Below are 16304 nucleotides of genomic sequence, written 5' to 3' on the forward strand. Positions count from 1 at the left end.
AGATGCCCTCGTAACATCGAATTCACGCTGCACGCGCCACGCCCGCGCATAGGGTTCCTGCGTCGGCCACGCCTGACGACGCGGCCAGGGAGGAAGTGCCGGTATGGCCGAAACGAAGGCCCGCGCTCACGCTGCAGAGTCGGAAGTGGAGATGGCCGATGTCGTCATCGTCGGCGCCGGCATGTCCGGCATCGGCGCGGCGTGGCACTTGGCTCAACGTCTTCCGGGACTGCGCTTCATCGTACTGGAGGCGCTGGAGAGCTTCGGTGGCACTTGGCGGGTCCATCGCTATCCGGGCATCCGTTCAGACAGCGACCTCTATACCTACGGCTACAGCTTCAAGCCCTGGACGGGGGCCCCGCTGGCGACCGCGGAGGAAATCCTGGGCTACATGGGAGAGGTGATCGAGGAGAACGACCTCGGCCGCTTCATCCGCTACCGGCACCGCATCACCGCCGCACGCTGGGACAGCGCGGCGGCCAGCTGGATGCTCGAAGGGTGCCGGACCGGCACTGGCCAGCCATTCCGGATCGCGGCGGGCTTCCTTTGGATGTGCCAGGGCTATTATCGCCACGCTGAAGGCCACCTGCCCGAATGGCCCGGCATGGAGCGTTTTGGTGGACGCATCGTTCATGCCCAGAACTGGCCCGAGGATCTGGACCTCGCCAACCAGCGTGTCGTCGTCATCGGTGCCGGCGCGACGGCGGCGACGCTGGTCCCGGCAATCGCAGGGCAATGCGCGCATGTCACGCTGCTGCAGCGCTCGCCGATCTACTACCGCAGCGGCCGCATCGCCCTGCCCATCGCCGAAGAGCTGCGCGAGCTGCGCGTTCCGCAGGAATGGATCCACGAGATCGTCCGCCGCAAGATCCAGCACGAGCAGGCCAAATTCGCGCGGCGCTGCGTCACGGAGCCGGAAGCGGTGAAGGCCGAGCTGCTGTCACAGGCGCGCGAGCATCTCGGCCCCGACCATCCCCTCGAACCCCACTTCATGCCGCGCCATCGGCCATGGCAGCAGCGCATCGCCTACATCCCTGATGGGGATCTGTTCCGCTGCATCCGCGAGGGCACGGCCTCGGTCGTCACCGACACGGTGGAGAGCTTCACCGAGCGCGGCATCCGCCTCGCTTCGGGGCAGGAGTTGGAAGCCGACATCGTCGTGGCGGCGACGGGCTTCCACCTCAGCGTCCTCGGCGACATTCCCTTCGAGGTGGACGGGCGGAAGCTGGACCTGGCGCAGACCGTGACCTACCGGGGCATGATGTTGACCGGTGTGCCGAACCTCGCTTGGGTCTTCGGCTACTTTCGGGCGGCCTGGACCCTGCGGGTGGATCTCGTGGCGGATTTCGTCTGCCGGCTTCTGGAGCACATGCGGCAAACCGGCGCGCGGCAGGTGGAGGTCTCGCTGCGGCCCGAGGATGCAGAGATGCCGCTGCAGCCCTGGACGGATCCTGAGGACTTTAACCCTGGCTATCTGACCCGCGGCCTGCACCTGCTGCCGAAGCGCGGCGCCAAGCCGGAATGGGGGCACAGCCAGGACCACTGGGAGGACGGAAAGTCCTTCCCCGCCATCGCGATGACCGACCCGATCTTCGTCTATCGCTAGGCTGGGCCTCAAGAACCCCGACACGTGGATGAGCGGAGCTGCTCTGCCAGCGGAAACGGCGGCGAAGCGGAGGAACGAGACCGGCTCGGCCGCTCACTCGCCAAAAACCCGAGAAGGCAGCGAGAGGATGACCTGACAGCGCGCCTCCAGATGGGTGCGCATGGCTGCATCTGCGGCGGTGGGATCTTGCGCCAGGATCGCATCCACGATGCGGCGGTGATCCTCGGCCGACTCACGATGGAAGCCAGTGTCGAGCGACCCGCGCAGTTCCACCATGTGCGCCGGCAACCAGAGCTGGCGGATGAGGGCGGCGAGTTGCGGGTTGCCCGACAGATCAGCGATGGTCTCGTGCAGGCGGTAATTGTCCCGCCGGTACTCCTCAACGGACGGCGCCCCAGATGAAGCCGGGGGTGCCGCGGACAGCAGGCGGTCCCGGTGGTCCGCCTCGTGCAGACGTTCTGCCGCGAGCGCTGCGGCCAGACCCTCGAGCCGGGCGCGGATCTGGTACCGGTCTGCGACCTCCTTGCGGCTGAGGCGCCGGACCACGGCACCACGGTTCGGCACGATCTCCACGAGTCCAGCCGTCGAGAGCCGGTTCAGTGCCTCGCGAAGGGAGCCGCGGCTGACGCCGAGTTCGCGGGCCAAGTCCGCCTCGATCAACCTTTGGCCGAGGGCAAGGCGGCCCGACCGGATCGCCTCCTGCACATCATTGACGATGTAGTTCACGGTCCCACCGCTCCGCCGCTCCGTCGCGGTGGGCGACGCAACAGCAGGACGCGGAGCGTGATGTTTCGCTGGTGCGGCTTTGGCGTGCGGCATGCCTGGGCAGGATTGTTTGACAATTTCGTCTAACATTCCTTGACTGACCGCAGCAAGCGCCAGATGCTCGCTGCAAGGCGATCAGGGCCATCCGCATTTGCTGCCGTGATGCGGTGCATGGTCGAATTGGGAAGGAAACAAGATGAACCAAGCCAGCCATCTGCGCACCAAGCTGCGCGAGGAAGGGATGATCGTGGCGCCCGGTGCGTATGACTGCATCACCGCCCGCCTCATCAACCAAGCCGGATTCCCCGCCGTCTACATGACCGGCGCCGGTACGGCCGCAGCCGCTGGCTTCCCCGATCTCGGCCTGGTGACCATGACCGAGATGGCGGAGAATGCCGGGCGGATCGCGGCGACGGTGGACATCCCCGTGATCGCTGACGCTGACACCGGCTTCGGGACCGAGATGCACGCGTACCGCACCGTCCGCGAGTACGAGCGGCGCGGCATCGCAGCCCTCCACATCGAGGACCAGGTGTTTCCCAAGCGCTGCGGCCACCTGGACGGCAAGGAGATCGTGCCGCGTGAGGAGTTCCTGTCTAAGATCCGCGCGGCTACCGCAGCGCGGCGCTCGCCCGACTTCCTGATCATCGCCCGTACCGACGCGCGCGCCGTTGCGGGTATGGACGAGGCGATTCACCGCGCCAACGCAGCGCTGGAAGCGGGCGCCGACATCGCCTTCGTGGAGGCACCCCAGTCGCAGGAAGAGGCCGGCGCCATCCCAAGGCTGGTGCGCGGGCCTTGCCTGCTGAACTTCCACCGCGGAGGGAAGACCCCCAACCTGGATCTGAAATGGGCCGAGGCCGTCGGCTACAAGGTCGCGATCGTCCCGGGCGTGCTGCTTCGTTCCGTGGTTGCGATCTGTGACCAGATGCTGGCGGAGCTGAAGGAGACCCACCGGCATCCGCTGACGGTGCGGGAGTTCACCACGCCGGAACTGTTCGATCGCCTCGGCCGCAAGGAGTGGGAAGCGCTGCGCCAGCGATTCAGCGCCCCCCCCCCCTCGGCAGCCGCTGAGTAGCGAGGCGGAGGTCATGGCCGCGCCGCCGGTGATGCTCCACCTGCGAACCGGCCTGGACGACATCGAGCTGACGCTCCGCCAGAACGCCGCCATCGGGACAGTAGCGGAGGACTTCGCGCGAGGTGGAATTCACTGTTCCGCCACGCTGCATTCAACCAACGGACAATACCGGGAAACGCGCCATGACAATAATCAGCCGTCGCACGATCCTCGTGTCGGCCCTCGCGGCCGGCGCCGCTGGCCAGGGCCGGGCGCAGGGTGCATGGCCATCGCGGCCGGTGCGCCTGGTGGTGCCCTACAGCGCAGGCGGCGTGGCGGACACTGTTGCGCGCCTTCTGCAATCGAGCATCACGGAGCACCTCGGCCAACCGCTTATCATCGAGAACCGCACCGGCGCCTCTGGCGCGATCGCGGCGCAGACGGTCGCGCAATCGCCCGCTGACGGCCACACGTTGCTCTTTGACGGTCCGACCTTCGCGACGCTGCCGGAAGTGCGACGCGACTTGCCAATCGACTATGCGACGGCCTTCGTGCCCGTCGTGCAGGTGTCGGCGATGCCCTACATCCTCGGCCTTCGCCCGGGCTTCCCGGCGCAGGATATGGCCGGCTTCCTTGCGGAGGCGAAGCGGCGCCCGGGGGAGGTCACCTATGGCACGCCTGGGATCGCGCAGACGGGCCACCTCATGGGCGAGCAGTTGCAGTTGCTGGCTGGAATCAAGCTGGAGCACGTCCCCTTCCGCGGCGGCGCCGACGTGGCGAGGGAGTTGGCGGCCGGGCGGATTGATGCGGGCCTCATCTCCTATTCCAGCCTTCGCCCAGCCGTTGAGCGCGGCGGGCGGCTGGTGGGCAGCACGGGAGGGCGGCGTCAGGCATCGCTGTCTGACATCCCCGCGATCGCGGAAACCGTTCCGGGCTACGACATGACATCCTGGATCGGCGTCTTCGCTCCCGCCGGTACGCCAGCATCGGCCATTGACCGGCTAGGCCAATCGGTGCGGACTGCGCTGACGGATCCGGAGGTGCGGCGTCGCCTCGAGGCGAGCGGCTCCGAACCTGTGGAGTCGGACGCGGCGTCCTTCGCTGAGCTGGTCCGGCGCGAAAGAGAGACGGCGCGAAGAATCGTCACCGCGACGGGCTTGAGAAGCGGCTGATCGTTTGACGGCCCTTTCGCAAAGGCCAGGTCTCCCCGCAGCTCGGCATTCGGAAGGGCCCTGAGGCAGCTGCTGATGGGATCAAGCGCGCCCGTGCCGTCCCTAAGAGGCTGGTCTGGCCCCCTCTCAGCGGTGATGGCTCCATCAGGCTCGCCAAAATTCGGCGCACGTTCAAGAAAATAGAACTGCGCGTTGTCAGCGCACGTCTGGATCGGGGCATTAACCGCGGCGCTCTTGGAACGACCGGATGTCGTGGGTCCGCCCCGCGGGGCAGGACGCCTGGGGTCAGCAAGCGCGAACTCGGTCAAGCCTTCTGTAGAAATTTTGCGAATTGGTCGCGATAGGCTCCGAACCGCGATGACCATGTCGGCCCATGCCACCGCATGATTACCAAATCATCGATAACGGCTAGGTCAGGCATCGGGTCTCGCGCCATCTGCTGCAGGCTTCTCCGCGCTGTTGGTAATCGCTGTCGGCCGGAGGTTCGTGCGGATGTTCACGCCGGGGGCGCCCCGGCAAGCAGAATTGCAGCACCGACCGCGGACAGGCTTCTCACTCTGTCAACTACCCCCTTGGCTGTGACAGAATAGGCCGCTAACGTGATAATTAAGAAGAACATCATAATTTGGAGGCGCACGGGGGCGGGAGAGGCAAGTGGCAGATCAGACGACAATTCGCCGCTGGAATGAGACGTTGCGCATGCCGTGCCTTGATGGCTGGCGTGGCATCTCCATCCTGGTCGTCCTCTTCGGACACTTCACGCCGCTGCCCTGGATCAATATGGGGCGCGTTGGCGTAGAGCTGTTTTTTGTTCTGAGCGGCCGGCTCATGGCTGAGATGCTGTTCATTCAGAAGCAGGCGCTCGGTCCCTTCTTCCGTCGGCGCATCGCGCGGGTTTGGCCTGCCTTGGCTGCGTTTGTGGCGGTCATCAGCGCAAATCCTTTGGGGATCGCGGCTTGGCGCGTTGAAGCTTCGGACATCGCTGCCACGCTCAGCTTCACCGTCAACTACGTCAATCTGATGACCAATATCGCGACTGTCTTCGACCATGTCTGGTCTCTCTCGGTCGAGGAGCACAGCTACGTCCTGTTGGCATTGCTGGCCTTGGCTGCGCGACGCTGGGTGCTGAATGTCCCCCTCCTGCTGGGCGCGCTCGCCCTCGCAGCCATCCTGAACGGAACGGTACAGACGCTCCTGGGGGGGTTGAGCTACTTTCAGGTCTACTGGCGCACGGATGTACGCATCGCCTCCATCCTGATGGCCGGCGCCGTCTATCTCCATGTTCGCGAGAAGAACTATGTACTGTCCGGCTGGCAGGGCTATGCACCGCTCTTTCTTGCAGTGCTGGGCGTGGCGCTCAACGCCAACGTGGTTCCCGACTGGGTCAAGTACAGCTTCGGTACGGCGTGCATGGCGCTTGCCATTGGCACAGTTGATCGCGCCAATCCGCGGCTGATCAAGCTGCTGGAGCACCCCATCCTTGTCCACTTCGGGCTGTGGTCATTCTCGCTGTATGTGTGGCAACAAGCCTTTTACGTGCTGAAGGAAGACCTTCCGAGTACTGTCGTGGCACGGCTGCTTCTCCTGAGCTGCGCTATCGCCTGCGGGTTGCTGAGCTTCTACATCGTCGAGCAGCCATGCCGACGTTTCCTGAATCGTCACTGGGGACGTCCCCTACGTCAGGTGTCTTCGACGGGAGCCTCGGCGCACTGATCGACTTCTGACTCGCCATTGAGCGTGGTGCGGGTCGCACGCTCCCTTTCCTCAGGCGCCACCCCCATTCAGCGCCTGCCACGATCTGTCAGGCCATTCCGATAGCGATAGCTTCAATCGCTAGGCAACCTCGCGCAAAGGCGCTCGAGCCTCCCCGAGGAACGCCCCTCAGAACGCAGGCGCCTCACGCGGATCGAGGAAGCGCGAGATATAGGCTGCCTGTTGCGTCCGGTAGCGCTCCCAAAGGCTCCGCAGCGCAGCCACCGGCGCGTCGTCCCAGTCCACGCGCAGATCCACCACCGGCCAGTCATGTACCTCGCTGACCAGCAGGCCGGCTCCATGCTCATCGTCGAACTCGCCGCCGGCCTCCAGCCCCGCCTCCAGGGCGCGGACGAGACGCTCGGCCAGGGGTTCGTCGGGCGAGGCGGTGAAGGCCGCCACCATGGCCGCCGGCACCCCCTCCTCGGCGAGGAGGTTGCCCATGGCGACGCAGTCCGTCCCGCTCGCCTGGCCTGTCTCGGGCATCCCGCTCTCGCCCATATGGAAGGCGCAGCGCCCATGCCGGTCCACCACCGCCACCTGCCGGTGTTCCGGCGCCGTGGTGCTTTCGAGCAGGAGGCGCAGCACCGCCTGCGCGCCAAGTCCCTGGCGCAGCAGGGTAAGCCCCAGCGGCGCCAGGGCGGGGTCGGAGAAATTCTGCGTCGCCACCGCCCCCATCGGCCCGGTGCGGATGCAACGCGCCGCCGTGGCGACGGAGGAAGAGGTGACGACCGCCCCAAAGGCGCCCGTACGGGCGCAGCGGCCGATCAGCGAATAGGTCATGCAGGTTCCTCGGCGGGAAAGGCGGCGCAGCAGGATGGCCCCGCCAGTTCGAGCACCCGCCCCGCGGCAAGGCCCGAGGCGAGCATGGGCGCAAGGCGTGCCATGGCACGCCCCCCGGCAGCTTCGGCGCAGTCCAGGTGCACGTCCACGTGCCCGCCCTGGAACACGACGGAGCGCACCTCGCCGGACAGCAGCGCGGGGCCGCCGGGGGAAAGGGTCTCGGGTCGCAGGAAGGCGTCTACCGGCGCGCCCTGCGACAGGCCGCGCAGCGGCGTGGCATCGGCCTCCAGTACCGCCTGCCCCACCTCGATCCCCGCCGTCGTGCCCATCAGCCCGCGCAGACGGCCGCGCAGGACCGTGGCATCGCCCACGAAACCGGCCACGAAGCGGTCGGCCGGATGGGCGTAGACCTCCTCCGGCGTGCCGGCCTGATGGATGCGGCCACCGCACATCACGGCGATGCGGTCGCTCATCGCCAGCGCCTCGTGCTGGTCATGGGTGACGAAGAGCGTCGCGACGCCCGCCGCCCGCTGGATCTCGCGCACCTCCACCTGCAGGCCGCCGCGCAGCGCGCGGTCGAGGGCCGAGAAGGGCTCGTCCAGTAGGAGGATGCGCGGGCGGATCACCAGGGCGCGTGCCAGCGCCGCGCGCTGCTGCTGCCCGCCCGAAAGCTGGCGCGGGCGCCGGTCCTCCAGCCCGGAAAGGCGGACCATGCGCAGCGCCTCGGCCACGCGGTCCATCGCTTCGGCCTTGCCGATGCCACGGGCGCGCAGACCATAGGCCACGTTCTCCGCCACGCTCATGTGCGGGAACAGCGCATAGGACTGGAACACCATGCCGATGTCGCGCTTCCACACCGGCACACGCGTCACGCTCTCGCCGCCCAGGAAGATCTCGCCCTCATCCGGAGTCTGAAAGCCAGCAACGAGGTTCAGCAGCGTCGTCTTGCCGCAGCCCGAGGGGCCGAGCAGCGTGACGAACTCTCCGGGCGCCACCACCAGCGACGCGCCGTGCAGCGCCGTCACCGCGCCGAAGCGGCGCGTCACGCCATCCAGGCGCAGCGCCTCAACGGCCACCCGGCACCTCCGTCCCCAGGACGCGCGATAGGCCGAGCCATCGGTCGGCGGCGAGGATGAGCAGCATGGTCGTCACGATCCAGATGGCGGAAAGCGCCGCGATGGAAGGGTCGGCATATTCACGCACGTAGTTGTACATGGCCACAGGCAATGTCTGCGTGCGCTGCGTCGAGACGAAGAGGCTGGCCGAGAACTCGGTGAAGGACAGGATGGCAGCGAAGAGCCAGCCCCCCGCCAGCCCCGGCAGCAGCAGGGGCAACGTCACCTGTCGCAGCACCCGCCCCGGCGGTGCGCCGAGCGACAGGGCCGCGTCCTCCAGCCGCCCATCCAGCGACTTCAGCGAGATCCAGACCGAGCGCACCACGAAGGGCAGCACCAGCACCACGTGGCACAGCACCAGCAGCGGCAGGCCGCGCGGCAGGCCGGATTGCGCGAAAAGGGTCAGGAAGCCGAGCCCGACCACGAAATGCGGCACCACCAGCGGCGCCATCACCAGCGCCTCCAGCGTGCGCTTGCCGCGGAACTCCAGCTTCTCCAGCGTCAGCGCCGCCCCTGCTCCGAGCAGCGTGGCGATGACGGAAGCGGAGAGCATGACGAGGAGGCTGTTCCAGGCCCCGTCGCGGAAATCCGGATAGCTCAGCGCCCGCTCGAACCAGCGGGTGGACCATGCCTGTGGCGGGAAGTTCAGGATGGAGCGCGCGTCGAAGGCGACAATGCAGGCGACGATCGCCGGCATGGCGATGAAGCCCAGCAGCAGCAGCACCAGGATACGGAGCCACCACCTCACAGGCGCTGCTCCACCCGCCGCGTCAGCAGCGACAATGCCGCCAGGGTGACGGCGGTGAGCGCGAGGCCAGATACCGCCAGCGCCGCCGCGAAGGGAAAGTTGAAGGAAGCGAAGCCGAGTTGATAGACGAGGTTCGAGATCATGTTCACCTTCCCCCCGCCCACGAGCTGCGGCGTGGCGAAGGCCGAGAAGGTCCAGGCGAAGGCCGTCGTTCCCGCCGCGAGGATGCCCGGCAGGCTGAGCGGCAAGGTGACGGTGAAGAAGCCGCGCGCCGGCGTGGCGCCGAGCGACTGCGCCGCGCGCTCCAGCTCCGGCTCGATATGGGCGAGGCCGGCCGCCAGCATGATAACGACGATCGGCAGTGTCACATGCACCAGCGCCGCCAGCACGCCGCCCGTGGTGAAGAGCATCTCTGCCCTTCCGAGGCCGAACCAGGCCAGCGCCGCGTTCAGGAAGCCGCTATTTCCGAGCACCACGATCCAGCCATAGGTCCGCACGATTTCGCCGAGGAAGAGCGGCGTGATGACGATGGCGAGGATGAAGGATCGCGCGAGGCGCGAACGCGTCCGCAGGATCGCCCAGGCCAGCGGATAACCGGCCAATAGCGAAAGGATCGCCGTTCCGGCGCAGAGCAGCAGCGTGTCCCAGAACACGCCGATATAAAGCGGGTGCGCCTGGGCCACGAAGTTCTGGAAGGTGAAGCCACCCGGCTCCAGCTCGCCCGGGACATGGGCGCGCAGCGCGTACTGGAAGATCGCCAGCAGCGCTGCCGCGAAGGCCAAGCCGCATAGCCAGGCGGGCAGCGCCAAGCCCCGAAGGAGGCCCGGTGCGCCATGGCCCAGCGCGGTGGAGTTCTCGCCAGCCATGCGTCAGCGGGCGATGATGTTCTCCTGGAACCAGCGCCGCCATTCATTCGTCTTCTCGGCGCGCAGGCGGTGATCGATGATCAGGGCCTGGGTGCTCCATTGCTCCGGCGTGGTGAAGACGCCGGGCAGGCTGGCGACGTTCTGCGGAAGCTGCACGCCGGAGACGGTCGGGCTGCCCTTCTTGTCGGCGGCGATGGCGGCCTGCACCGCGGGGTCGAGCGCCATGTCGATGAAGCGCCACGCCGCCTCCTGGTTCCGGCTGCCCTTCATCACGGCCACCGTGTCCACGCCCAGTACTGCGCCCTCGCGCGGAATGGCGAGGCGCAGATTGACCCCCTGCCCTGCGATGTGGTGCGCATTCATCGACAGGATGACCTGCACCGGGGTGTCGCCGCTGGCGATCAGCTGCTGGCTGTTGGCGTCATTGGTGTAGAAGGCGCGGAAATTAGGGCGCAGCGCGCGGAGCCGGTCCTGCCCACGCTCCCAATTCGCCGCATCGGCGCCTTCCAGCTTGGCGGCGACAGCGATGAGATGCGAGGGATCGAAGTCGGGCGCGGCGATGCGGTTGCGCAGCTCGGGCTTCCAAAGGTCCGCCCAGCTTTCGAAATTCATGTTGGGCAGCAGGTCGGGACGCCAGCCGATGGTGTAGACATAGGCCCAGGTGCCGATGTGGAAGGGCGAAATGCGCGCCTGCTCCACCAGCCGCGACGCGTTCGGCACCTTGGAGGCGTCGAAGCGCTCGTAGAGATCGTCATTCGCGTAGAGCCAGCCGATATGGCTCGTCGTGAAGGTGATGTCGCTCTCGGGGGCGGAGCGGGTGAGGCGGGCGCGGTTCAGGCGGTCAATGGTGCCGCCCGTCTGGTATTCCACGGGTATGCCGGTGGCCTGGGTGTAGCGACGACCGATCTGCTCGCTCACCAGGTCGCGCCAGGAACCACCCCAGACGCTGATCCGCAGTGGCTGGCGGGACTGCGCCAGGGCGGGCGCGGCAAGCGCGGTGGCCCCGAGGGCCATCATTCCGCGGCGAGTGGTCTTCACATGGCTCATCTCACGCCTCCGTTGGCAACCCTGCGGGGGATTATGCTTGGCCCCGCCGCCCTTCCCCCTTTTGTGGGCGGCGGAGCAAACTGGATCCTAGCCGGCGGTCACGCCCGCCACGCGCACGACCTCGCGCCAGCGCGCGACCTCGCCGGCGACGAAGGTGGCGTATTCGGCGGCGCTGGGCCCACCCTCGGCCTGGAGGCCGAGGCCAAGCAGGCGCTCCCGCATCGCAGCCTCGACGAGAATGGTGCGCAGCGCGGAATTCAGGCGCTCCACCACCGGCGCAGGCAGCCCGGCGGGGCCACAGACGCCGAACCAGGCCGCGGCGACGAGGTCGGGGTGACCCTGCTCGGAATAGGTCGGCACGTCGGGGAAATTCGGCAGCCGCGCGCGCGAGGCGACGGCCAGGGCGCGCAGGCTGCCCGTGCGCACGAGTTCCGCATGAGCAGACAGATTATCCGACACGGCAGCGATGGTCCCGGCGAGAAGGTCGGCCTGTGCCGGGGCGGAGCCGCGATAGGGCACGTGCTGCATCGGCAGGTCGAGCGACCGTGCTGCGAGCTCTCCCGTCAGGTGGCCCAGGCTGCCATTGCCGCCGGAGCCGAAGGGCACCGGGCGCACCGAGGCGCGCCCGGCCGCGACGAAATCGGCCAAAGTCCGGAAGGGAGAGTTGGCCGCCACCAGCAGCGCCACCGGCCCGCTGGCGACCAAGCCGACATGCGCGAAATCGCGCACCGCGTCATAAGGCTGGCTGGGGTTGAGGGCTGGGCCGACGCCATGCGCGGCGGAGGAGGTGAAGAGCAACGTGTGCCCGTCCGGCTGCGCGCGGGCCACGTACTCGGTGCCGATCTGCCCGCCCGCACCGGCGCGATTCTCCACGACGACAGGCTGGCCAAGCGCAGGCTCGAGCCGCGCCGCGACGATGCGCGCGACGAGGTCGGCCGGCCCGCCCGCGGCGAAGGCGACGACGAGGCGCACCGGGCGTGCGGGCCAGGCAGGCTGCGCGCGTGCCGGCATGGCAAGCGCTGCCGCGCCCGCCACTAGGAGGCCACGCCTCGACCCTGCCAACTTCCTCATACCCATCTCCCGTCCTCGCCCTCGTTGGGGCAGCACCGCCGCGCGCCCCCTGCGCGGCGAAGCAATCCTCATGCCGCGGGCGAGATTTCCGCCACGATGTCGATCTCCATCAGGTATTCGGGCTTCGCGAGGCCCTGGACGATCAGGCCGGTGGAGACGGGAAACACGCCCTTCAGCCACCGTCCGACCACACGATACACCGGTTCGCGAAAGGCGCGATCGGTGATGTAGATGCGGATGCTCACCACGTCCTGCAGCGTGGCGCCTGCCTCCTCCAGCAGCACCTTGGCGCAGCGCATGGCATTCTCGGCCTGCGCCGCCGGGTCACCGATGCCGACGATGGTGCCGTCGAAATCCATCGCCGTCTGGCCGCGCAGATAGACCGTGTTCCCTGCACGCACCGCCATGCACACGTCATTGTCGAGCGTCTGCTCGGGATAGGCGTCCTTGGTATTGAACTTGCGAAAACGCTGGACGTGCATCAGGCGGCGGCCTTCCCGACAGGTTTCACGGACGTGCCATCCACCTTGTCGGAAAGGCTGGCGGCGCGCTTCACGAAGTCCAGTGGACCCGAAAAATCGAAGCTCTTGTAGACCGCCGCGAGGTGATTGAAGTGCGGCGCCTGCGCGAATTGCACAAAGGCGAGGCGGTGCCCTGCATATCCGCTGTTCAGGAGGTCACGCGCATAGGCCAGCAGCTTGCGCCGGTCATCCGCATCCCAGGAATCGTTCAGAGTGTAGAACTTCCGCAGCCACTGTCCGGCCTCGCCATCGAACTGCGCGGCGTCGGGGGTGACGCAGATCTGCCCGCCGATGAGCTCGCGCGCCGCATGCATCATCACGGGAAGCTGCGAGCAGGCGAGGACGCGGCCGGCATAGAGGATGGACTGATTCGGCATCAACAGCCCCGCCGGCGAAGGCTCGGCCAGCGCGATGGATGCGGCGAGATGCGCGCGGATGCCCTCGCGATAGCAGACGAGGTCGGCGAGCTTCTCCTGCACGGCCTGGAGCTTCTCCAGCCCGGTCTGCCGCGCATTCCACATCGCCACGCCGATCATGGCGTCGGCGACGTAGAGCAGGCGCAGGACGTAGGGGAAGGCGCTGTAGCGGTGCAGCGTGGCCCGCACCTGCTGCGCGGCACGGGTGTGGCGGTAGAAGAACACGTCCTCCCAAGGGATCAGCACGTCGTCGAACACGACCAGCGCCTCCACCTCGTCGAAGCGGGACGCGATGGGGTTGTCGCGCGGATCGCCCACATGGGCGAAGCCGGCGCGGCAGATGTGCTTCACCCCCGGCGCGCCCATGCGGACGATGCAGCCGACGGCGTGGATGCTTTCCTTCTCATCCGTCCAGGCGCCGACGGTCGGCTTCAGATAGGCCTGGTCGGCATAGGGCGCCGCGGTCTCGAACTTGGCGCCGCGGATGATGACGCCCTTGTCCGTTTCCTTGGTGACACGGATCATCATGTCCGGGTCGCGCTGGTCGATGGGACGCGAGCGGTCGCCCTTCGGGTCGGTGTTGGCCGAGACGTGGAAGGGATCCTTCACGATCACGTCGCGGATGTGCCGGTCGATATTGTCTGCGAAGCGCGGATCGATTCCAGCCAGGATGTCGCGCCCGTCCTGGAGCGACCACATCTCGCCGATCGTCTCGTCGCCCATGCGGGTGGCGATGCCGCCGAGATCCTGCAGCAGCACGTCCACCGCCGCCCACTTGCGGTGCCAGTCCTCCTGCGTGCGGGGGGGCTGCTGGAAGACGCTGTGGGTGCCGTCCGCGTCGCTGAAGGTCAGCTTGGGCGCGGTCGCCGCTTCATGGTGCAGGTCGTACATGCGGGCCTTGGCGGCCACGATGGGCGCGAGGGCGGGGTGGGACGCGACGTCCTTTACCCGTTCGCCATCGATATAGACCTCGCGGCCATCCTTGAGCCCTTCCAGGTATTGCGCGCCGGTACGAATCATCGCGGCCTCCAGTCCATTGGTCGGGGCGGAGCATGGCAGCCCGCCTGCATCGGCGAAACCAGTTTATTCCGGGGCAAGGCATCGGTTATTCCGATACTCCATGCGCCTCTCCCTCCGTGCCCTGCGCTATGCCGTCGCCGTCGCCGACCATGGCTCCGTCTCCGCCGCGGCGCGGCGCCTCCATGTCTCCCAGCCCTCGGTGAGCGAGGCGGTGGCGGCGCTCGAAGCCGATTTCGGCTTTCCCCTCTTCGTCCGTCACCATGCGCGCGGTGTGACGCCCACTGTGGCCGGGGCGCGCGTGCTGGCGGAAGGTCGTGCCCTGCTCACCCACGCCGAAGCCTTCGACGCCCAGGCCCGCGCCATGGGGCAGGAACCGGCGGGCGAGGTCACGCTGGGTTGCTTCCTCACCGTCGCGCCGCGCTTCATCCCGACCCTGCTGGCCGGGTTCGGGCAGAGCTTCCCGCAGGTCACGGTGCGTCTGGAGGAAGCGGACCATGCCGGAATGCTGGACGCGCTGGCCGAGGGGCGGACCGAACTCGCCCTCGGGTATGATTACGGACTGCCGCCCGGCGTCCGCGCCGAGCCCCTGGCGCGACTCCCGGCGCAGGCGCTGCTTCCGGTCGGGCACCGGCTGTCCCGCAGGGCGCGCCTCTCTCTGCCCGATCTGGTGGAGGAGCCCTTCCTGCTGCTCGACCTGCCCATTTCGCGCGAATACTTCCTCGGCCTGTTCCGCGCCGCCGGGCTGTCGCCAAGAATCGGCTTCCGATCGCGCGGGATCGAGATGGTGCGCGGCATGGTGGCGGCGGGACATGGCTGGTCCATCCTGAACGTCGTCCCCTCCTCGCCGCATTCGGCCGATGGCAAGCGCCTGGTCGCGCTGCCGCTGACGGATGCCGTGCCCGTGCGCCTCGTGCTGCTGCGGCCCGCGGACCGCCCCGAGCGCCCGGCGGTGGCGGCGCTGGCCGGCTATATCCGCGACGCCTTCGCGGCGGGCGGCCTCTTCGACCCGGCGGTCTAGTAGCCCCTTCCCGGGTCCACCTGATGCAGAGGCGCCTCGCCGCGCAGGACGCGGCGGATGCTTTCGGCCACGTCCACCGCCGCCTCCTCCGGTATGGTGATGCTGGCGAGGTGCGGGGTGATGACCACGTTCTCCATCGCCCAGAAGGGATGGCCCGGAGGCAGCGGCTCCACGGCGAAGGCGTCCAGCGTCGCTTCCGCGATGTGGCCGCTACGTAGCGCCTCGATCAGCGCCGCCTCATCCACCAGCGCGCCGCGGCTGGCATTCACGAGGCAGGCGCCCCGCGGCAGGGCAGAAAGCGCCGCCGCATCCATCATCCCCCGCGTCTGCGGCGTCAGCGGCAGAAGCAGGACACAAATATCAGTCCCGGCCAGGAACTCGTGCAGCTCACCGGACTGGCAGCGGACGCCCGGGATGTCCTTCGGCGTTCGTGACCAGCCGCGCACGTCGTAGCCCATGCTGGCCAGGAGACGCGCGGCGGGCGCGCCCAGCTCGCCCAGCCCCAGCACGCCGACTCGGAAGGAGGAGAGCGGGCGCGGATGGATGTACCGCCACTCGCCCCTTCGCTGCGCGGCAGCGAATTTCAGCGTGTCGCGTGCATGGGAGGTCACCGCCCAGGACACCCAGGAGGACATGAGCTGCACCATGCCCTGGTCGTTCAGGCGCGAGACGGGCACGGGCGGCAGGTCGTCCCGCGCCAGCAGCTTGTCCACCCCGGCGCCGAGATTCACCACCAGCCGCAGCCGCGACATGCCAGCGAACAAGCCGGGCGGCGGCTGCCACGCCAGCACCACCTCTACCTCCTCGGCCGGGCCGTCCAGCCGGAAGTCGAGCTCAGGCAGAAGCGGGCGCAAGGCACGCTCCCACGCCACTGGGTCGTCATGGGCGGAGAAGAAGCGCAGCACCGTCATTCGGAAAGCAGCCGCGCCATGGCGATGACCGCAAGCTCGTAGCCCAGCGCCCCTAGTCCAAAGATGCCGCCCTTCGCGCCTTTGCTGGTGAAGGTGCGGTCACGAAAGGGCTCGCGCCGATGGATGTTGCTCATATGCACTTCCAGGACCGGCCCTTCGAAGAGCAGCAGCGCGTCCAGCACGGCGACGGACGTGTAGGACAGGCCGGCGGCGTTGATCAGCAGCCCCTGAGCCTCGCTTCGCGCCTGCTGGATCCAGGTGACGAGCTCGCCCTCGTCATTGGTCTGCCGCATGTCGAGCTCGAGCCCGTGCGCCGCCGCCACATCCAGGCAGCGCTCGCGAAGCTGCGGCCAGGATTCGCGGCCATAGGTGCCCTTGGCGTCGAGGCCATAGAGGTTGGCGTTGGGGCCGTTGAGGAACCAAGCGGTGGGCATGG

Annotated in this window: 16 protein-coding genes; 5 read left to right on the plus strand and 11 right to left on the minus strand. The window is 67.9% G+C overall.

Annotated features, from left to right (window positions below; genetic code table 11):
• The first annotated feature begins 103 nt into the window (after nucleotides 1-103).
• On the plus strand, nucleotides 104-1606 hold the full coding sequence (locus tag JTJ31_RS09910; protein ID WP_207538482.1) for a flavin-containing monooxygenase: 1503 nt from the start codon (nucleotides 104-106) through the stop codon (nucleotides 1604-1606).
• A gap of 93 nt (nucleotides 1607-1699) precedes the next feature.
• Here JTJ31_RS09910 and JTJ31_RS09915 read toward each other — a convergent pair whose 3' ends face one another.
• Nucleotides 1700-2332, minus strand: coding sequence for a GntR family transcriptional regulator (locus JTJ31_RS09915; RefSeq protein WP_207538483.1), 633 nt, complete (start codon nucleotides 2330-2332; stop codon nucleotides 1700-1702).
• A gap of 235 nt (nucleotides 2333-2567) precedes the next feature.
• Here JTJ31_RS09915 and JTJ31_RS09920 point away from each other — a divergent pair, with 235 nt between their 5' ends.
• The 3 genes from JTJ31_RS09920 (at nucleotide 2568) to JTJ31_RS09930 (ending at nucleotide 6313) form a co-directional block, all read left to right on the plus strand.
• On the plus strand, nucleotides 2568-3449 hold the full coding sequence (locus tag JTJ31_RS09920) for an isocitrate lyase/PEP mutase family protein (RefSeq protein WP_207538484.1): 882 nt from the start codon (nucleotides 2568-2570) through the stop codon (nucleotides 3447-3449).
• A gap of 182 nt (nucleotides 3450-3631) precedes the next feature.
• The gene (locus tag JTJ31_RS09925; RefSeq protein ID WP_207538485.1) at nucleotides 3632-4600 is read left to right on the plus strand and encodes a Bug family tripartite tricarboxylate transporter substrate binding protein; all 969 of its coding nucleotides are present in this window, start codon (nucleotides 3632-3634) and stop codon (nucleotides 4598-4600) included.
• 654 nt (nucleotides 4601-5254) lie between these two features.
• Entirely contained in the window at nucleotides 5255-6313 is a 1059-nt protein-coding gene (locus JTJ31_RS09930; RefSeq protein WP_207538486.1) for an acyltransferase family protein, read from the plus strand.
• Nucleotides 6314-6481: 168 nt separating this feature from the next.
• Here JTJ31_RS09930 and JTJ31_RS09935 read toward each other — a convergent pair whose 3' ends face one another.
• The 8 genes from JTJ31_RS09935 to JTJ31_RS09970 form a co-directional block, all read right to left on the minus strand.
• Nucleotides 6482-7135: a DUF1028 domain-containing protein gene (locus JTJ31_RS09935; RefSeq protein WP_207538487.1), complete on the minus strand. Its 654-nt coding sequence runs from the start codon at nucleotides 7133-7135 to the stop codon at nucleotides 6482-6484.
• Complete coding sequence (locus tag JTJ31_RS09940) at nucleotides 7132-8211, minus strand: ABC transporter ATP-binding protein (protein ID WP_207538488.1); 1080 nt, start codon at nucleotides 8209-8211, stop codon at nucleotides 7132-7134. Before JTJ31_RS09940 ends, JTJ31_RS09935 begins: the two co-directional genes overlap by 4 nt.
• On the minus strand, nucleotides 8201-8998 hold the full coding sequence (locus tag JTJ31_RS09945; RefSeq protein WP_207538489.1) for an ABC transporter permease: 798 nt from the start codon (nucleotides 8996-8998) through the stop codon (nucleotides 8201-8203). Before JTJ31_RS09945 ends, JTJ31_RS09940 begins: the two co-directional genes overlap by 11 nt.
• A complete protein-coding gene (locus tag JTJ31_RS09950; RefSeq protein WP_207538490.1) occupies nucleotides 8995-9864 on the minus strand; it encodes an ABC transporter permease in 870 nt (289 codons plus the stop codon). The genes JTJ31_RS09945 and JTJ31_RS09950 overlap by 4 nt, the downstream gene beginning before the upstream one ends.
• 3 nt (nucleotides 9865-9867) lie before the next feature.
• On the minus strand, nucleotides 9868-10911 hold the full coding sequence (locus tag JTJ31_RS09955) for an ABC transporter substrate-binding protein (protein ID WP_207538491.1): 1044 nt from the start codon (nucleotides 10909-10911) through the stop codon (nucleotides 9868-9870).
• Between the two features lie 87 nt (nucleotides 10912-10998).
• Nucleotides 10999-11982: a Bug family tripartite tricarboxylate transporter substrate binding protein gene (locus JTJ31_RS09960; protein ID WP_207538492.1), complete on the minus strand. Its 984-nt coding sequence runs from the start codon at nucleotides 11980-11982 to the stop codon at nucleotides 10999-11001.
• A gap of 68 nt (nucleotides 11983-12050) precedes the next feature.
• The gene (locus tag JTJ31_RS09965; RefSeq protein WP_207538493.1) at nucleotides 12051-12464 is read right to left on the minus strand and encodes a Rid family hydrolase; all 414 of its coding nucleotides are present in this window, start codon (nucleotides 12462-12464) and stop codon (nucleotides 12051-12053) included.
• Nucleotides 12464-13939, minus strand: coding sequence for a 4-hydroxyphenylacetate 3-hydroxylase family protein (locus JTJ31_RS09970; RefSeq protein ID WP_207538494.1), 1476 nt, complete (start codon nucleotides 13937-13939; stop codon nucleotides 12464-12466). The genes JTJ31_RS09965 and JTJ31_RS09970 overlap by 1 nt, the downstream gene beginning before the upstream one ends.
• A gap of 100 nt (nucleotides 13940-14039) precedes the next feature.
• Here JTJ31_RS09970 and JTJ31_RS09975 point away from each other — a divergent pair, with 100 nt between their 5' ends.
• Nucleotides 14040-14957, plus strand: a complete 918-nt coding sequence (locus JTJ31_RS09975) for a LysR family transcriptional regulator (RefSeq protein WP_207538495.1) — start codon at nucleotides 14040-14042, stop codon at nucleotides 14955-14957.
• On the opposite strand, the gene JTJ31_RS09980 is transcribed toward JTJ31_RS09975, so the two are convergent.
• Together JTJ31_RS09980 and JTJ31_RS09985 are read right to left on the minus strand one after the other, a co-directional pair.
• Entirely contained in the window at nucleotides 14954-15868 is a 915-nt protein-coding gene (locus JTJ31_RS09980) for a 2-hydroxyacid dehydrogenase (RefSeq protein ID WP_207538496.1), read from the minus strand. The genes JTJ31_RS09975 and JTJ31_RS09980 overlap by 4 nt on opposite strands.
• On the minus strand, nucleotides 15865-16302 hold the full coding sequence (locus JTJ31_RS09985) for a type II 3-dehydroquinate dehydratase (RefSeq protein ID WP_207538497.1): 438 nt from the start codon (nucleotides 16300-16302) through the stop codon (nucleotides 15865-15867). Before JTJ31_RS09985 ends, JTJ31_RS09980 begins: the two co-directional genes overlap by 4 nt.
• Nucleotides 16303-16304 lie beyond the last annotated feature (2 nt).

This window comes from Sabulicella rubraurantiaca, from assembly GCF_017355885.1.
GTDB lineage: Bacteria > Pseudomonadota > Alphaproteobacteria > Acetobacterales > Acetobacteraceae > Roseococcus > Roseococcus rubraurantiacus.